Source organism: Psychromonas algarum (genome assembly GCF_004376845.1).
Lineage (GTDB): Bacteria > Pseudomonadota > Gammaproteobacteria > Enterobacterales > Psychromonadaceae > Psychromonas.
Genome location: NZ_SNUW01000003.1, coordinates 269935 through 285421, shown reverse-complemented (window position 1 = coordinate 285421; position 15487 = coordinate 269935). Strand labels below are relative to the sequence as shown.

At 31.8% G+C, this 15487-nt stretch carries 12 protein-coding genes and 1 riboswitch; all 12 genes read left to right on the top strand.

The features are described 5' to 3' along the window. Nucleotides 1-67 precede the first annotated feature (67 nt). The 12 genes from E2R68_RS03425 to E2R68_RS03370 all read left to right on the top strand — a co-directional run bounded on the left by E2R68_RS03425 (nt 68) and on the right by E2R68_RS03370 (nt 15471). On the top strand, nt 68-1534 hold the full coding sequence (locus E2R68_RS03425) for an oligosaccharide flippase family protein (protein ID WP_134276107.1): 1467 nt from the start codon (nt 68-70) through the stop codon (nt 1532-1534). Between the two features lie 17 nt (nt 1535-1551). Then, on the top strand, nt 1552-2436 hold the full coding sequence (locus E2R68_RS03420) for a polysaccharide pyruvyl transferase family protein (RefSeq protein WP_134276106.1): 885 nt from the start codon (nt 1552-1554) through the stop codon (nt 2434-2436). Between the two features lie 316 nt (nt 2437-2752). Next, nucleotides 2753-3778, top strand: coding sequence for an acyltransferase family protein (locus E2R68_RS03415; protein ID WP_134276105.1), 1026 nt, complete (start codon nt 2753-2755; stop codon nt 3776-3778). A gap of 368 nt (nt 3779-4146) precedes the next feature. Further along, nucleotides 4147-4225, top strand: a riboswitch (cyclic di-GMP riboswitch). Nucleotides 4226-4255: 30 nt separating this feature from the next. Beyond that, nucleotides 4256-5446, top strand: coding sequence for a calcium-binding protein (locus E2R68_RS03410; RefSeq protein WP_134276104.1), 1191 nt, complete (start codon nt 4256-4258; stop codon nt 5444-5446). A 111-nt stretch (nt 5447-5557) separates the two neighbouring features. Next, complete coding sequence (locus E2R68_RS03405; protein ID WP_134276103.1) at nt 5558-7228, top strand: type I secretion system permease/ATPase; 1671 nt, start codon at nt 5558-5560, stop codon at nt 7226-7228. Beyond that, nucleotides 7228-8547, top strand: a complete 1320-nt coding sequence (locus tag E2R68_RS03400; protein ID WP_134276102.1) for an HlyD family type I secretion periplasmic adaptor subunit — start codon at nt 7228-7230, stop codon at nt 8545-8547. Before E2R68_RS03405 ends, E2R68_RS03400 begins: the two co-directional genes overlap by 1 nt. 126 nt (nt 8548-8673) lie before the next feature. Further along, entirely contained in the window at nt 8674-10071 is a 1398-nt protein-coding gene (locus tag E2R68_RS03395) for an undecaprenyl-phosphate glucose phosphotransferase (protein ID WP_134276101.1), read from the top strand. A gap of 54 nt (nt 10072-10125) precedes the next feature. Further along, nucleotides 10126-11301: an outer membrane beta-barrel protein gene (locus tag E2R68_RS03390; RefSeq protein ID WP_134276100.1), complete on the top strand. Its 1176-nt coding sequence runs from the start codon at nt 10126-10128 to the stop codon at nt 11299-11301. Continuing rightward, a complete protein-coding gene (locus tag E2R68_RS03385) occupies nt 11298-11822 on the top strand; it encodes a polysaccharide biosynthesis/export family protein (protein WP_243834584.1) in 525 nt (174 codons plus the stop codon). The genes E2R68_RS03390 and E2R68_RS03385 overlap by 4 nt, the downstream gene beginning before the upstream one ends. A 15-nt stretch (nt 11823-11837) precedes the next feature. After that, the gene (locus tag E2R68_RS03380; protein WP_134276099.1) at nt 11838-14048 is read left to right on the top strand and encodes a GumC family protein; all 2211 of its coding nucleotides are present in this window, start codon (nt 11838-11840) and stop codon (nt 14046-14048) included. Continuing rightward, nucleotides 14048-14797, top strand: coding sequence for a tyrosine-protein phosphatase (locus E2R68_RS03375; protein WP_134276098.1), 750 nt, complete (start codon nt 14048-14050; stop codon nt 14795-14797). The genes E2R68_RS03380 and E2R68_RS03375 overlap by 1 nt, the downstream gene beginning before the upstream one ends. Continuing rightward, nucleotides 14794-15471 (top strand): VpsP family polysaccharide biosynthesis protein, encoded by a 678-nt coding sequence (locus tag E2R68_RS03370; protein ID WP_134276097.1) that lies wholly within the window; start codon nt 14794-14796, stop codon nt 15469-15471. Before E2R68_RS03375 ends, E2R68_RS03370 begins: the two co-directional genes overlap by 4 nt. Nucleotides 15472-15487 lie beyond the last annotated feature (16 nt).

Sequence of the window (15487 nt, the reverse complement as noted above, 5' to 3'; positions counted from 1 at the left end):
ATTTAGAATTATCTATGTTGTTAAAAATTAAAGCTATTAAAATTCACTAACAAAACAGTAGACACTGATGAAAAATACTTCAAAAAAGGGAATTATATGGCTATTTTTTAGCAAATTATTCCCACCGTTAATTAATTTTTTAGTTTTTGCTTATACTGTGAGGATTTTATCTCCAGAGGATTTTGGCTTAGTTGCACTTGCTTTATCTATTATATATATTTTAGCAAGCCTTATGCCAAGTGGTTGGAGAAGCGCACTTGTAAAATATCAATGTACAGACAAATTAGAAATTAGTAGTGTTTTTTGGCTTAACTTTTTTGTTTCTATTTTTTTGGCTGGTATTCTTGTGGTGTTTGCACAGTTATCTTTATTTGGGTTTCAGAATGAAGTATTTAATCTTGCGTTAACTATTTTGACAATAAAATTAATTTTTGATGGTTTATTTCACACATTAAATATTATTTTACTTCAGCAACAAAAATACTCTTTAATCGCATTACGAACAATTATTTCCTCAATTATCTCTTCTACATTCATCATCATACTGATCATGTTCGATTATGGTGTTTGGGCTTTGATTTGGGCTCAGGTTTTACTTTCCATTTCAAATTTTATTGCTGTTTTAATACCTACTAGACGTTATGTCTTTTTTTCGTTTTGTACCAACACTGTTAAAAAGATGAACCCTTTTGCTGTTTACACTACTTTTACAGATAGTTTAACAACAGCATTAGATCATTATGATTCAATTATTGTTGGCTTGGGTTTAGGAACGAGAGAGCTTGGGTTTTATAACGTCGCACAACGCTTAAATAGGCTTATTGGCGATATATTAATAGGAACTGTAAATGAGGTAAGTTTTCCAGAATTGGCTAAAAAACAAAACAAAATGGATGAATTAAAATCTACTTATTTATGTACTATTTATTTATCGGTTGCTTGCTTATATCCATTTCTTACTTTATTTTTTATTAAATCAGATGAAATATTTATTTTTTTATTCACGGATAAATGGCTTGCTTCTAGTATAATATTTCAAGCCTTTTGTATTATGTTTGCCTTTATACTTTTAGGGGTTTGTCAAAAAAATATTATAATTTTACATGAGCATGCTAAATGGTGGTTTCAACTACAGCTTAAATTATCAATTATTATTATTCCGCTTACTGCAATGACTGCTTTTTATGATTTAAATGCTTTACTTATTTCACTTATTTTTGCTAAATTTTTATATACATTAATCTCAATGTGGAAATCCTGTCAAATATTGTCATTAAGCTTACAATATTACGTTAGTAGCTTTTTGAGGCCTGTCTGTTGTTGTATTACTACAGGTATTCTTTTTACTTTTATAGAAACTCATTTATTAAGTTTTAATAATGTATTTATAGGTTTAGTTTTCTCCGGAGTTGTATTTTTTGTGCTGTATTTAGTTTTATTAATATTAATAGATTTCAATAAATTAATTAATATAGGTATGAAGATTTTTCCAAGCAATCCATTTTTAATAAAATTATCAAGATCAAATAGTTAATAAAGGAGCTCGGTAATATGAAATTAACATATTTTAAAGATAAAATTCCCAATTTTGGAGATGAATTAAATAAAGTCATGTGGGATGCTTTAATTGAACCAGATTTTTTTGACCAAGATAAATCTACCCTTTTTTTAGGGATAGGGTCTATTTTATGGAATGATTTTCCAAAAGAATCTAAAAAAATCGTAATGGGCTCTGGATATGGGGGCTATACAGGGAAGCCAGATATGCATGATGGGACTTGGGATGTTGCCTTCGTTAGAGGCCCTAGAACAGCTAAAACATTAAATCTCTCTCCTAATATTGTTATTACTGATGCTGCAATTTTAACTCGTTTTATGGGGCTAGCCAATCAAGAAAAAAAATTCAAAGTTAGTTTTATGTCTCATTTTCAAAGTATTCCCAGGGGGAATTGGAAAGAAGTGTGTAAGAAAGGTGGAATTAATTATATTGATCCAACAAACCCTGATGTATTAAGAAACCTACAAGAAATACAGCAGAGCGAGTTAGTTATAACAGAGGCAATGCATGGTGCTATTTTAGCTGACACCTTACGTACTCCATGGATCGCATTAAAGCCTATTGTGTCTACACATCATAATAAATGGTATGACTGGTCAGAGTCGTTAAATATAGACTTACAATTTAATCAAAGCCCTAGTTCTTCTATTCAGGATTTATGGGCAAATAAAACAGGTAACGTGGGGTTAGGTAAACGAAGTACTCAATTAGGTAAGGCATTGAGTTTTAGTGATCCTTATTTTATAAATCATGCAGCAGAGCAGTTGTTAAAATTAGTAAAACAGGGGGGGCAAATGAGTGATGAAAAAATCTTTAATGATAAATCCTATATGGCCTTAGATAAGCTTTCTCAATATTGTAAATTACAAGTGTCTTAAATTAATGCTTAGATTCAAAGCATAAGGGGATAACTTGAATAATAGGAAAAGCGGTTAGCTGACTATGTGCTATATTGCTTTGCTACGATACATTCAAAGTGTGGGGGATTTTGTAGATCCTTATATTATGGCAACGCAGCTTGAATGAAAAACCCAATAGGCTATTACGTCTACTAGTTGATATCAACAAAGTAGAAGTTGAAGATATAATAAGGTGAACCTGCCATCTAAGAAGTTTTATTTATTATAATAATATAGATTCATAAATATATATTATTACTTTAATTGCACAAATTATTTACAGGATCGTAAATTCATGATTAATTTGTTATTAAGTGATAAAAAATCCCTATCTAAGAAAATTTCAACTGCTCGTGTAATTTGTATCCTAAGTTTGATATATGTTCACTTCCCTCCTCTGTACGGTGAGATATGTAACGTTAATAATTTTATTGATTACCTAGTTGTGCTGATAAGTAATTTTATTGGGAGAACCAGTGTTCCATTACTTAGTATTATTAGCGGTTATCTTATTGTCTCCTCTATTTTAAAATATAAATATACTAGGCTGTTATTAAATAAAACAATCACATTACTAGTACCCTTAGCTACATGGAATTTATTATCACTCTCTAAGGACTTTATATTAGGGGGAGCACCATTAGAAGATAAAAATATTATAAATTACTTGTTTTCTGTATACGATACACCAGGTATTCTCCCATTGTATTTCTTAAGAGATATATTTGTATGTGTAATTATTGCGCCCTTATTATTAAAATTAACATCAGGAGTCACATCTATAATTACAGTTATTTCATTAATAATATTGTCTATATTAAATCTAAATAATTACCTGTTTATAAATGATAAAATAATTATTTTCTTTTTTATTGGTATTATTTTTGCCTGTAAAGGAGGAGAGGAGTACTTTGAAAGTAAATCATTATTCATAACTAGTGCGCTTTTATTATTTATTCTAACTAATCTATTAATATTTATTAAACCAGAAAATTTACTTGATGAAATTCAAATTATAATATCCATAATCTCTAGAGTTTTTGGAGCAATAATATTTTGGAATGTAGCCTGTTTTCTAGCTAATAAGTTTAATATTGAAAAATATAGCTCAGTTATATTCTTTACATTTTGTTCACATACTTTGATTATTAGTTTTATATGGATTGTAGCTAAACAATTACATATTGTACCTATGACATATAGTTATGTAATAATTTTTATTATTAGCCCAATATTAGTTTTTATTATCTCATTAATGACTTATAAAGTTTTTGTTCGTTTATTTCCGAAAGCTCAAATATTATTAACTGGCAAAAGATAAACATTAATATATTACTCATGTTGACTACTTTCTTCCTGAAATACGTTTATGGTTTTAATTAAAAGTCTGTTATCCGTTGGGCTTGACCAGAATATTCAAAGCCCCTAAATAATCAATTGACACGCTAGAACATTTTAAAAATTTCAAGTGAAAAGTAACTATTACAAAATGATGTAAAGTTATATTGAGAAAACCGCTGCAAGTAATTTAGCGAAGAGAAGTATATGTGCCAAATTATATATCATGCTGAATATAGTTTATTTTTCGTTTTTGTTGATGTTTTTTCTTTTTTTGGTGTATAGTTTTGATATGCTTGTAAGCATACTTAAAATTTAGTAAACAAGTATTATGTTTATTAAGTACTTCTTATCGAGTAATGCTAAACCATGCGTGAGTATGGGACAGAAAGCCACGGATCTCTAATTTGGAGATAGCCGAGTTGCCTCATTAATTTATTTAATTTTTAGGGGAATTTGTATGTACTCAATTAAAGTAGGTAGCACAAATCTAGATGGTACAGGTAAAAACTTAACCAGTGATCACGAAGTTTTATCTGATACTCTTAACACAACGCTTGGTAATATGTATGTATCAAGTACGCGTATTTCTGCAACATCACCCTCATGGAATGCCCAAGATAGTAAAGAGATTCATGTCGAAACGACCAACAAAAGCGTGGTTCTGAATGATTATGTAGATGTCGGAGTAGACCTTCAAGGTAGTACAAATGATGTAAATGTAATTATAAATAATGCTAAACGTGGCGATATTATTACTGGTGAAGGTAATGATCGGATAAATGTTGATGTAATGTCAAATGGCTCTAATTGGTCTAATCATTTTGATTTAGATACAGGTGCTGGTGATGATAGAATCACTTTTACTAATTCTGAAGGTTCAGAGTTTACATCTGTAAATATTGATGCAGGAACTGGAAATGATTTTATTTCTATTTTAGGCCTTAATGCAGGTATAGACACTGAACGTTACATTGATGCTGGTGATGGTAATGATACTGTAGTTGGATCAGAAAGTAGTGATGCTTTATACGGTGGGAATGGAGCAGACACTATTTATTCTCATGGTGGTAATGATTACATCCATGGTGGCCATGGTAATGATAAAATATATGGCGGAGATGGAAACGATATGATTAATGGTGGTCACGGCAAAGATTTTATTTATGGCGGTAATGGAAACGATACAATACAGGGAGAAGGCGGGGCTGATTATATATTTGCTGGGGCAGGCAATGATCAAGTTTTCTTTGATTCTAATGATAAAGTTATTTCAGGTGGTGAAGGATTCGACTCTTTGGTTATATCAGGCTCTGCAAATGTTGTTAAAGCAGTTGGTTTTGAAGCTATTATTTCTAATATAAATAATCATAGTGAAGACGATATTACAGCATCTTTACAAGATGGTTTAATTGTAATGCTTGGAGGTGATGCAGGCGATTCTGTAATGTTTGGTGCTGAGGTTACGTTTACTGCTGTTGCCTCATCATTTGATGATTACTTAACGATGACTGCTGGCACAGATAAGGCCGATATATTCGAGCTTATTGATGGACAAGGCTATGGTATATCACATATAGAGGCATTAAATGGTTACCAAGCTAATACAGGTGAAGTCATTTGGTCTGATGTTGATCTACTAACAGCATAGTTTTACTAAATAGTACAAGTATCACAAGCTTGTACTATTTTTTTTTTGAGCAAAATACGTATTTGGAATAAAACCATAATACTGAGTTTGCTTAGATAAATAAGGAATACTATGTCTGAATGGAATCTTTTCTTATCGGCACGTAAGACACAACTTTTTTATGTTGCTTTCTTTTCAATTTTTATAAATTTATGCATGCTAGTTATACCTATTTATAGCCTGCAAGTTTTTGATCGTGTTCTTTCTTCTCGAAGTGTTGAAACTTTATTTCTTCTTGCGCTTATTGCATTTGCGTTATTATTGTTTCAAGCAATTCTGGAATTTATTAGAACTAGGTTATTGCATACAAGTAGTGCTCAATTTGATGAACTTTGTTCTAAAGACGTTGTGAGAGCCGCATTAAAATCTGCGGGTTCATCACCTCAACATGCACGTCAGATATTACAAGATCTTGCACAAACTCGTACATCATATTCCTCACCTGTATTTTCTTTATTTTGTGATTTACCTTGGACACCTATTTTTATTTTGGTTATTTTTTCACTTCATAGCACGCTAGGTTGGTTTGCATTAACTGCGACAATAATATTAGTTATATTGACAATTATTAATTTAAAATTAACGAAAAAAAATCAAGATAAATTTGTAAAAAATAACTTTGAAAATGATAGTAGCTTACAAAAACTGATAGAGCATGGACGAAGTATTACATTATTTGATACGAGTGTTCCTCTTTCTGATTATTGGCATCAAAAGCATATTGAAACACTTGTTGTTCAATATAAATCAAACTTTCAGCTACATTTATTACAAAGTATTATTAAATATGCGCGTATGTCTTTACAGATTGGAGTCATAGGACTCGGTGCTTGGTTAGTTATCAATAATGAAACTGTTCCCGGTGTGATGCTTGCTTCTTCTATTTTACTTGGGAGAGTTTTAGCTCCAATTGATCAGGGGATTAATATGTGGCGTCCTTGGCGCCAAAGCCAAGAGGCAGTTAAGCGTATTAAAGGTATTTTAAGTCATACTGATGTAGAAAATCGTATAGAAATGCCAATAGATGATGTACATCTATCTGTCAGTAAGTTGAGTTTAAGAGATAAATTTCAACGTAATATTTTGAGTAATATTCAATTTGAGCTTAAGCCTAATAATGTTTTGGCTATTATTGGAAGTAGTGGTTCAGGTAAATCCACATTATTGAATCTTTTAGCTGGGCATTGTGAATTGCAACAGGGAAATATACGTATTAATGGTATTAATATTAATGAACTTTTACCATCTCAGCGTAACTCTTTAATTGGATATCTTCCACAAAAAATAGATTTATTTGAAGCAACTATCTTCGATAATATAAGTCGATTTGATACAAGTGAAAATGTTGAAGAGCAAGTTTTTTCAGCTTCAAAATTAGCTGGTATTCATGAATTTATTAGCCAGTTACCAAATGCTTATAAAACAATTGTTGGTCCTTCTGGAGTTCAATTATCAGGAGGAGAAATGCAAATGATTGCTTTAGCACGCGCTCTTTATCACTCCCCAAAGTTATTATTACTCGATGAACCTGATTCAAATTTAGATATGAATGCAGAAAATAGATTATTAAAACTTGTAGAGCATTTAAAAAATAATGGTGTCTCAATTATTATTATCAGCCACCGTCCACGTATTTTGAAAGCAGTTAATTGGCTTGTTGTAATGCATAAAGGCTCAATTACAGATGCAGGAAAAAGAGATGATGTATTACTGCGTTTGAATAAAAAATCAGGTACAAGCTAATGATAAGTAATACAAAAAATTCATCTCATATATTTGATGGTAAAGACTATGTAAAAGTAGGTGTCTTTTGTTTATTTATATTTGCTGGTGGATTAGGTTCATGGATGGCATTAAGCCAGCTAGATTCTGCCGCAATTGCACCAGGGATTATTAGTGTAGAAGGGCAACGTAAGGCTGTAGAGCATTTAGAAGGCGGAATAGTTGAAGCTGTTCTCATTAATGACGGTGATGCAGTTGAAGTAAATCAACCACTAATTCGTTTATCGGCAGTAACAGCTAGAACTCATTTTGTGCAATTAAAATTAAAATATTATAGCTTATTGGCACAACAGCAACGCTTACATCATGAAAGAAAATTAGCTGAAAAATTAATTTTTGACCCTATTTTATTAGAAGCTGTTGGGGAATACCCTTCATTAGGTTCAGTGTTAGAAACTCAACAATTACTTTTTAATGCAAGAATGAGTATGAAACATAGTGAACTTTTGAGTTTTGATACTAAATTGCTAGGGCTTGAAAGTGATAAAAAAGTGTTAGTTAAAAAAATTGAACAAGAAAAGATTGCAATGTGGCTTCTTAATAAAGAAGTTAATATGCATGATAAATTATTAGACCAAGGTTATTCATCACACCTTAAAAGTTATGAACTTAAACGAACAAAAGCAAAATATTCAGGAAGTTTGATTGAGCTAAATGGACAGTTGCAAAACAATGAAATGATTAGTTTAGAAGCAAGGCAGCAACAAACTGCTACTAAATTTCGATTTATCAGTGAAGTAGAAAGTGAGTTGCAAGATATTACTAAGGTTAAAGATGACACCTTAGAACAATTAGTTAAAGCTGAAGATATATTGTCCCGAGTTATTATTAAAAGCCCCCATAAAGGGCAAATCGTGGGGTTATCTGTTTTTAATAAAGGTGATGTTGTTAGTCCTGGTGAAACCTTACTTCAAGTCGTTCCGCTCGATGAGCGATTGATTGTTGTTGCAAAATTAAAACCTGAAGATATTGATGTGGTCAAACTTGGTCAAGTTGTAATGGTTAGATTATCTGCTTATAGCTTTCGGTCAACACCTCCTATTGCAGGAGAAGTTATTCATGTTGCCGCAGATAGACTTGATGATAATAGTAATAGTGCAACAGATGGTTTCATCATTAAAGTTAGTCTCAATAAAAGAGATTTAGAAAAATTAAATGATGTTGAATTACACCCAGGAATGCCTGCAGAAATTTTTATAAAGCTCAAATCTCGTACTCCTCTTGATTATTTATTAGAACCATTATCTTTAGATCTATTTCGTGCATTTAGAGAGGGTTGATCTTTATTTGTTTTTTTTGTTACTTTTATTTTATAAATTGATTGTTGATTCTTTTACTTGTTGTTATGCTTAAATACATCTATTTAATTGATGTTATTTTTATTAAATATAAGAAAGGATTTTTATATGGAAGATTTTTATGTAAAAAATAATAGTTGTCCTTACTCTATAATACTTCGAATTGCAGATATATTTTTTATATTATCAATGCTTCTGTCTGTGATTTACCTATACAATGAAACATTTACAATCCTTTATTTTTTAGTCGGTTTAATTGCCGTTATTTCTTTTAGTCTTTCAGCTGAAACTATGAATTTATATCGTTCATGGCGAACTGGTTTTCCTGCACAACTATTTACATATACTTTATTTTCTTGGTTATCTGCTGTTTTTATTATTTCTATCTTTTTATTTTTTAGTAAATTTAGCCTAGAGCTTTCTCGTGTAGTTATTGGTTTTTGGTTTGTTAGCTCAACTATTGCTCTCATTGGTTGGCGTATTGTTTTTCGATTAATTTTATTTAAACGTCGATGCCAAGGTTTCAATACACAAAAAATTGCCATTATTGGGTTAACTCCGTCAGGTGTACGCTTAGCAAATGAATTTTATCAACATCCTGAAATAGGCTTTACGTTAAATGGTTTCTTTGATGATCGAAATGATGGGCGTGTATCCTCTGAATTTATCACACAATTAGAAGGTGATATTAAAAAAGGAATAGATTTAGCGAAGGCTGGAAATTTTGATATCGTTTATATTGCTTTGCCATTAGCGGCTCAAAAGCGTATTGAATTAATTTTGCAAGGGCTAGGTAATACAACTGTTGATGTTCATATTGTGCCTGACTTCTTTACCTTTAATTTAATGAATGCTCATTTATCACAAGTTGGTGGTACACAAACTATTAGTGTTTATGAGTCTCCTATGAATGGGCTTTCTTATTTTTCAAAGCGTATTGAAGATATTATTGGAGCAAGCTTGATCTTATCTATTATTACCTTACCTATGTTAATTATCGCCATTCTTATCAAACTAGACTCTCCTGGCTCCGTTTTCTTTAAACAAACGCGTTATGGTTTATCTGGAAAACCAATTAATGTTTGGAAGTTTCGTTCCATGACGGCGGTTGATAATGGAGATGTTATTAAGCAGGCTACAAAAGGGGATAGTCGAGTAACTAAATTAGGGGCTTTCTTACGAAGAACATCATTAGATGAGTTGCCACAATTTATTAATGTATTACAAGGTCAAATGTCAATTGTTGGACCTCGACCTCATGCTGTTGCTCATAATGAAGAATATCGCAATTTAGTCACTTTTTACATGTTACGCCATAAAGTAAAACCAGGCATTACTGGGTGGGCACAAATTAATGGTTGGCGAGGTGAAACAGATACACTGGATAAAATGAAAGGGCGTATTGAGTTTGATCTGCAATATATTAGAAATTGGTCCATTTTATTTGATCTTAAAATTGTGTTTTTAACTTTATTTAAAGGTTTTATACATAAAAATGCATATTAGAAAAATGGTTATTGTTCACTTTAATTAGATATAGTATTTATATGGGAACTGCTGATGAAGTCATTATTAATTACTCTCTTAACTATCTTTATTGTCATTGGTGTTGAGGCTCGTATATTTGAGCCTGCACCAGTAAAACTCACGAATAGTTTTATTATAGTTCCTCAACTTGATGCCTCTACATATTTTAATGACAATATTTATACAAGTGAGTTTGATACAGTTTCTTCTGCTATTTACATTGTCAAACCCTTGATCGCTTTTGGTATTGATGATGGTATAAATCGATATGGTGGAGAGTATGAGTTAATTTCTGGCACTTATGAAAATAGTAGTGATGATAATTACTTAGATCAAAAATTAGCATTATATGGACATACAGAATTTACTGACAGGCATAGAACAGACATTAATATTCACTTTAATAACCTTCATGAAGCTAGAGGTTCGAACTTAACAGAATCAAACCAATATCGATATGATGCCCCAATAAAATACAATACATTATTTACTAATGTTTATTATCAGTATGGATTACAAAGTGCGATTCTTAATGTGGGGGGCGGTATACAGTATTATGTGAAGGAATATCAAAATTTTACTGATGATACGGAAATTGATGATCTATCAAAGTGGACGTTTATGCTTGATGGTGATTATCAAATTGGAGCTGTTACTTATTTTACAGTTGATTTGAGTACGGCAAATGGTGTTTATCAACATCAAAAAAATAAAAATAATAGAGATAACCGTTTTACTTTTGGGGCTCGTTGGGAAGGGTTAGGAAAAACAATTGGTAAATTAAAACTTGGTTATCAATATAAAGAATTTGATGATAGTAGCCGAGAAAATTTTGCAGGTAATATTATTGATCTCGGTGTTACATGGCAACCTGTCATGTATTCAAGTATAGAAATGCATGTTAATCGCGCTGCAGAAGATTCAGATACGGTTGGTGATTATATTTTGGCTGCAAGCGGCTCTGTTGGTTGGTTACATAATTGGACTGAAAAAATAGATTCAGATATTACTCTACTTTATAGCAATGAAGATTACATAGGGGCAGACCGAGAAGATAAAACACTTAATACTTCTTTATACCTATCTTATGAATTTACTCGTTGGTTTAAAATGCGTACAGGTTATGAGTTTACTAAAAAAGGCTCTAATGTAGCGAATATTCGTTATGATCAAAACGCAGTTAATTTAGGGATAACGGTTGCACTATGATGAATAAATTATTGTTGTTGATTGTATTATTTAGCTGTCCTTATATACAAGGGGAGGTTGTTAATAATTATAAATTGGATACAGGAGATGAAATTAAAATTGTTGTTTATGATGAACCAGATCTAATGGTTGAACTTGTGATTAATGATGATGGTTTTATCAACTTCCCTTTAATTGGTGCTGTCTCTGTTACAGGAAAAACAACATCGCAAGTCCAAAAGCTTATATATAATGGACTATTAGGTGACTATTTACTTAATCCTTCTGTTCAAGTTGATGTTATTCAATATCGACCATTTTACATTCATGGTGAGGTAAAAAAACCCGGAGCTTATCCTTATCAACCAGGGATGCGGATAGATCAAGCTGTTGCATTGGCAGGAGGGTTTACTGGACGTGAATCAAAAGCAAAAATATACATCAAAAAAACGATAAAAAATAAAGTTGTTAACGAAAATGTAGAGTTAACTTCTGTTATTTCTGCCGGTGATACGATAACCATTGAACAAAGCTTTTTCTAATCGCGGATATCTTATATGGAATTTAAAAAATCAATATCGAACCCTCCACAAGAACAGATTATAGATTTAAAAATTTATTGGAAACTGTTGATCAAATCTAAATGGAAAATTTTGGGGTTTGCAGTTTTTACTACTTTATTAACGGCTGTTTTTGTTGCTGGAATGCAACCTGTTTATAGAGCAACAACTTCGTTATTACTAGAGTCTGATCAAAATAAAACAGTTTCAATTGATACTGTTTATTCTTTAGATACTTCACGTAAAGAGTATTTTTTAACTCAATATGAAATTCTAAAATCTCGGATTATTACTGAACAAGTTATTGATAAATTAGGCCTAGCTTATCAACCTGAATTTTTGCCTTCTGATGAACCAAGCTTATTTAGCGATGTTAAATCTTATATTAAAAGTTTCTTACCTATTGCTGAAAAAAATAATGAAATAATAGATGAATTTGATGGACGTCGAGATAAAGTTGCATTAATTAATACTATCCAATCACGCATTGAAATTGAGCCAATACGTAAGACACAGCTCGTTAATATTTCTTTTGAAGCTCATGATCCTAAGTTAGCTGCAATGGTAGCAAATGAAATTGCTGATACATTTATTACTCAAGGGATGGCATCACAATTAAACAGCACTAAAAAAGCGGCAAGTTGGCTTCAAGATCGTTTAGAGGAATTACGCTTAAATTTAGAAAATTCAATTGATCTGTTACAAAAATATAGAGTTAAAGAAAATTTAATTGATATTGAATCCAAAGGTGTGCGTAGTATTGCAAGTAATGAATTAGAGAGTTTAACGCAAAGTTATCTTGATGCTAAACAAAAACGTTTTGAAGCAGAAACAATTGCGCTATTTGTTAGTCGTGTGGAAGATAATGATATTGAGTCTCTCCTAAGTTTACCTGAAATCAGTAATCATGAATCAGTAAGAGCCATTAAACGTGTAGAAATTGAAGCTGAAAAACGTTACTCAGAACTTAGTTTTCGTTATGGTAAAAAGCACCCTAAATTAATTGCAGCTAAAGCTGAATTAGCGGCAGTACAAAAGAATTTACAGCAACAAGTTGATAAGTTAGTGACTGGTATCGGTAAAGACTTGTCTGCAGCTAAGGACAATGAACGCCGCTTTCAAAGAAATTTAAATAAAGAAAAATCTAAATTCCAAGTCATTACTAATAAGGAACAAAATTATTTAAAATTAAGTCATGAAGTTGAATCAAATCGCAATTTATACGATGCCTTTTTAGAGCGTTTTAAAGAGATGAACATTACAACAGATTTAGAAACACAAAAAGCACAAGTTGTTGACCCTGCTGAAGTACCTATTTCACCAGTTAAACCTAAAAAGACTTTGTTAGTGTTAATTGCTTTTGCTGTTTCATTTATTTTCGCAATTATATTAACGTTTATTTTAAATGCTTTGAATGATAGTTTCAGAAGTGCTGCTGAAGTCGAATCTAAACTTGGAATCCGCCTATTAGGTTTAGTTCCACTACTACATTTAAAACGTAAAAAAGGTCTTCCTTTATATGCTTTCTTTGATGATGCATATAGGACTTTCTCTGAAGCAATAAGAACATTAAGAACCGGGTTTGTTTTATCACATCTTGATGATGATCATAAAGTTGTTGTTGTTACCTCATCTGTCCCTGCAGAGGGGAAAACAACGACCGCGATTAATATTGCTTTTGCCATGGCGCAAATGGAAAAAACACTATTAATTGAAGCTGATATGCGTCGACCAAGTTTTACACGTGTTTTTTCATTAGATCCTTATCAGAGTGGGCTCTCTAATGTTATTTCAGGTGCTGAAACGTTAAATGATTCTATTATTCATGATGAGATGTCTGGTTTAGATATTTTATCTGCGGGCTTCATTCCTCCGAATCCACTTGAACTATTATCTTCTCAAAAATTTGCAACTTTATTAATGAAACTGAAGGAGGAATACGATCATATTATTATTGACTCGCCTCCATCGTTAGCTGTAAGTGATGCATTAGTGCTTTCTAAAAGTGCAGACTCGGTTATTTATGTTGTTCGTTCTGAATCAACTAAAGAAGCAACAGCTAAAGCCGGAATCTCCCGTTTAGTCGAGGTAGAAGTAAGAATTGACGGGGTCGTTCTTAATCGAGTTAATATCAAAAAACTTAAAAAGAATATGGATTATGCCGGTTATTATGACTCTTATGATTATAATCACAAAAATAGTCGCTAATGATTGATTTACATAGTCATATTTTAGCGGGAATTGATGATGGTGCGAGGAGCATTGATGACTCTATTGCTTTAATTTCTCAATCTGTTGATAGTGGTGTTAATAAAATAATAGCGACTCCTCATCTTAATATTGGTAGCTTTGATAATGATTTGGCCGGTATAGAGGACGTATTCCACCATTTATTTAATAAGATAATTGAACTTAATATTACGGTTGAATTAGCCTTTGCTGCAGAAGTGCGGATTTGTCCTGAAATCATCTTGTTGGCTAAAAATAAGCAATTACCATTTCTTGGGAAACACAAGGGGCAAAATTTATTATTGCTTGAGTTTCCAGATAGTCATATCCCACCAGGTAGTGAGAAACTGGTTGCTTGGTTATTCGAACATAATATTTGCCCTATTATTGCTCACCCTGAACGGAATCGTGACTTATGGGAACATCCTAATCTTATTGATGACTTTATTAAACAAGGATGCTTATTACAGATCACAGCAGCCTCATTACTTGGAGGCTTTGGAGAGAAATCTCAAAAACTAGGATGGCATTATATCAATCTAGGTTTAGTTCATGTTGTTGCCTCTGATATGCATAATTTAAAGCGTAGGCCAAATAGAATGTTAGAAGCATATAAAGCTATTACGGAAAAGTTTGATATTAATAAAGCGAATAAACTATGCATTGATAATCCAAATTCTATTTTCATATCCAACGCTTTTATTAAATCATTTAAAGAAATCTTGTGAAAATTGCAGCTTTTAAAATAGCATTACTTGCCCTAACCATAGCTGTGGGAATTTTAGTTGCTAAATATAGCTTAGCGAACTTAAATTATTTAAAGGTTGAGACTTATCTAACCCGTTGGGAGCATTCAAATCAATTGAGTCGAGAAGAGTTGAACAGCGCATTATTAGCTAGTGAAACAATGCTAAACCTACACGGCCATCATCCTCATTATTTAAATATGGCTGCAAAAGTTTATGAATGGCAAGCTTTTAAATATTTTGACAACCTAAGTGTATCCCATAGTAGTTTGAAAAAAGCACTTCAGCTTTATAAAAAGTCGACAAAATTAAGGCCTCATTGGCCATTAACATGGGCTTATATGGCAAATATAAAGTCTCAATTAGGGATATTAGATGATGATTTTTACCTTTATATTGATAAAGCAATTGTGCATGGACCTTATATGCAGGAGGTAAATTTAGAACTATCTAAACTTTTTTTGAAACATTGGGGAAGCTCTCAAAATATATCTGCTCAAATTGGAGTAGAGCAAATAAAACGAGCTTTATATTTTGATGCGGGACGTAATGAATTAATTAAATACGCTCGTGTAATAGGAAAAGATCAAATTGTCTGTATTGTTGATAATTTGAATAGAGAAAAGGATGTTGCCTTTCAACCACTTTGCAAATAATTCCTAATATAAAACC

Bases quoted from the DNA above. Each gene is read 5' to 3' on its own strand.
- E2R68_RS03415 (WP_134276105.1), top strand. From the start codon at position 2,753: ATGATTAATTTGTTATTAAGTGATAAAAAATCCCTATCTAAGAAAATT.
- E2R68_RS03395 (WP_134276101.1), top strand. From the start codon at position 8,674: ATGGAAGATTTTTATGTAAAAAATAATAGTTGTCCTTACTCTATAATA.
- E2R68_RS03390 (WP_134276100.1), top strand. From the start codon at position 10,126: ATGAAGTCATTATTAATTACTCTCTTAACTATCTTTATTGTCATTGGT.
- E2R68_RS03425 (WP_134276107.1), top strand. From the start codon at position 68: ATGAAAAATACTTCAAAAAAGGGAATTATATGGCTATTTTTTAGCAAA.
- E2R68_RS03380 (WP_134276099.1), top strand. From the start codon at position 11,838: ATGGAATTTAAAAAATCAATATCGAACCCTCCACAAGAACAGATTATA.
- E2R68_RS03375 (WP_134276098.1), top strand. From the start codon at position 14,048: ATGATTGATTTACATAGTCATATTTTAGCGGGAATTGATGATGGTGCG.
- E2R68_RS03405 (WP_134276103.1), top strand. From the start codon at position 5,558: ATGTCTGAATGGAATCTTTTCTTATCGGCACGTAAGACACAACTTTTT.
- E2R68_RS03420 (WP_134276106.1), top strand. From the start codon at position 1,552: ATGAAATTAACATATTTTAAAGATAAAATTCCCAATTTTGGAGATGAA.
- E2R68_RS03400 (WP_134276102.1), top strand. From the start codon at position 7,228: ATGATAAGTAATACAAAAAATTCATCTCATATATTTGATGGTAAAGAC.
- E2R68_RS03410 (WP_134276104.1), top strand. From the start codon at position 4,256: ATGTACTCAATTAAAGTAGGTAGCACAAATCTAGATGGTACAGGTAAA.
- E2R68_RS03385 (WP_243834584.1), top strand. From the start codon at position 11,298: ATGATGAATAAATTATTGTTGTTGATTGTATTATTTAGCTGTCCTTAT.